At 37.2% G+C, this 2093-nt stretch carries 4 protein-coding genes; 3 read left to right on the top strand and 1 reads right to left on the bottom strand.

Annotated features, from left to right (window positions below; genetic code table 11):
* A partial coding sequence (locus HP456_RS23215) for a spore germination protein (protein WP_172255462.1) occupies nucleotides 1-868 on the bottom strand: 868 nt, incomplete at its 3' end.
* 150 nt (nucleotides 869-1018) lie between these two features.
* Here HP456_RS23215 and HP456_RS23220 point away from each other — a divergent pair.
* The 3 genes from HP456_RS23220 (at nucleotide 1019) to HP456_RS23230 (ending at nucleotide 1861) form a co-directional block, all read left to right on the top strand.
* Nucleotides 1019-1150, top strand: coding sequence for a YuzL family protein (locus tag HP456_RS23220; protein ID WP_172255464.1), 132 nt, complete (start codon nucleotides 1019-1021; stop codon nucleotides 1148-1150).
* 222 nt (nucleotides 1151-1372) lie between these two features.
* The gene (locus HP456_RS23225; protein WP_172255466.1) at nucleotides 1373-1588 is read left to right on the top strand and encodes a cold-inducible protein YdjO-related protein; all 216 of its coding nucleotides are present in this window, start codon (nucleotides 1373-1375) and stop codon (nucleotides 1586-1588) included.
* A 135-nt stretch (nucleotides 1589-1723) separates the two neighbouring features.
* Nucleotides 1724-1861: a hypothetical protein gene (locus HP456_RS23230; RefSeq protein WP_172255468.1), complete on the top strand. Its 138-nt coding sequence runs from the start codon at nucleotides 1724-1726 to the stop codon at nucleotides 1859-1861.
* Nucleotides 1862-2093: the final 232 nt, after the last annotated feature.

Raw genomic sequence — 2093 nt, forward strand, 5'->3', positions numbered from 1 at the left:
GAAACGTCCCCATGTTCCATCTCATATAAATATCCTCAGTCGACTCAAAGAAATTCATTAAAGTGGATGGACCGATAATAACAGTGGGACTTCGGTCGACAAGCAAGCCGATCTTTCCGTGCAGAAGTGAAATAGTAAGCCGGTCAGGGAGTTCCGTCGTGATGAATTGAGGGAAGACGGTATAGGAGTTATCTTCAATCATCTGTGACAGAACCGTCGAATCGACGATACTATCCACTTCAAGTTCTGTAATTCGTTGTCTGAAAGTGTTAACATTCTCCTCGTCAGCTATATCTTTAATGTAAATAATTTGGACTTTCTTCTTCGCCCGTGATCCAATTATCAGGGTTTCCACGCAAAGTTTCGGATCGTTAAGGTTTGAACGAATGAGATTTAAGTTTTTGGAAATCGATTCGGTGAAAGAGATTTTAGGGCCGAATACAAGTGATTCTGTTTCTGCTTTTTCCAATCCTCGTGTCGCTTTATCCTGGATATCGGCAATGATTCCGTATGTATCATTTTCTCTGAATATATATGCACAGCCATTCACCAGCTGCTCTACTACTTCGCTTATTTGATTCGTTCTTGTAATGTCTGCTATGTTAATTTTATTTGCTATTGTTTCTGCATTGGAAACATCCTTGATTTCTTCAATAGGACGTATGATACACTCGTTTAATGTTTTAAGGTCAACCAGGTCTTCAAAATAAAAGATGACAATTTTTTGATCATGCGGCTGTAGAATTCTATAAATTAAATCATCACTGCTGCTCACAAAAGATAGTATCTCTTGTCTGAAATTCTCTATTTCGAAGCTATGAACAGCTTTCGTTTCAAGATCTTTGGCTGCTTTTTTGCGTCTGAACACTTCTCATCACCCTAAAGTCCGGATTCATTTGATTTATTCTTAGATTTCCCAGGTTTGATATTCTTACTCATGTTGAGAGCAGAGTCATAATAAGAAAAAATACATAAATCTGACAGTCAAAGGTTACGATAATAGTGGAGGTGACGAAAGATGAGTAGAAAGAAAGAGGATCCATCTAAGTCGATGTTAGGTTCTTCACAAGTTGAAGGACAAGGAACGACAAACCACGAATTATCCGGGGGCACAAAAGCAGATTCTTCGAGGTCGAAGAAGAAAAAGTAAAAATCATGCCGTACTTGAATATCAGTGGTTCCGAGATCGACAGGTTGTCTGTGTATATAATTATGGAAGCAAGTGTGATATAATGGTATTAACCGCAGAAAATTACTATATTACACCCAGTTTAAATTATATAACCCTTTTATAATCTGCTGAGCAGCATACCACAATCAGTTTTTTCGTGCCTGGCATGGAAATCCTGCTTACTTTAAAGGAGGACATTCAATGGCTTTTGGTCGTCGAAATCAAGTAGAGGAAGAAATAAAAACTGAAGAAACAAAGATTTGGGCTTGTTCATCTGAAGAATGTAAAGGCTGGATGCGAGATAACTTCAAGAGTGAAGTCTCACCTAAATGCCCACTTTGTAACGCTGACATGGTAACATCCACTAAAGTACTTCAAGTTGTAGATAATCCTCACCCAACAATGAAATCTTCTTGATTTACGAAGGGCCAATCTTTTGATTGGTTCTTTTTTTTGCTCAATTTGTGTCCGTAAATTAGTTTATAATTTCTTAAACGCTTTTTGATTTCATGAATAGAATGTAGTGTATGTATGGATAAAGGAGGGAGCAGCATGTCTAATAAAAATGAAAAAGAAGTAAAGGCAGATTCTGAAATCAGTGAGGATACTATATGGGACAGCTTTTGGAAACTTACAAGACCAGAAGTAAGTGAATCAAATAAAGAGGAAGATACCTTTAAATGGTTTTAATCGCAAGACTGCACAGCACAACTCAGTGTCTGTGCAGTTTTTATGTTTTAGGGATAATCTTCGTCAATAAGTTTAGTAAATTGCTGAATTGGAAAAAGAGAGTACTAAGGATCTTTTGGCAGGAGGAGGAATCTTTAATTGATCATTGATAATGTACGTTTATATGATGGGCATGATTATACACAGAGCGAATTGATATATCATGTCGTTCTTGAGAACGGAAAGATTAGGG

The sequence above is a fragment of the Bacillus haikouensis genome, from assembly GCF_013179555.1.
GTDB classification, from domain to species: domain Bacteria; phylum Bacillota; class Bacilli; order Bacillales; family Bacillaceae_B; genus Rossellomorea; species Rossellomorea haikouensis_A.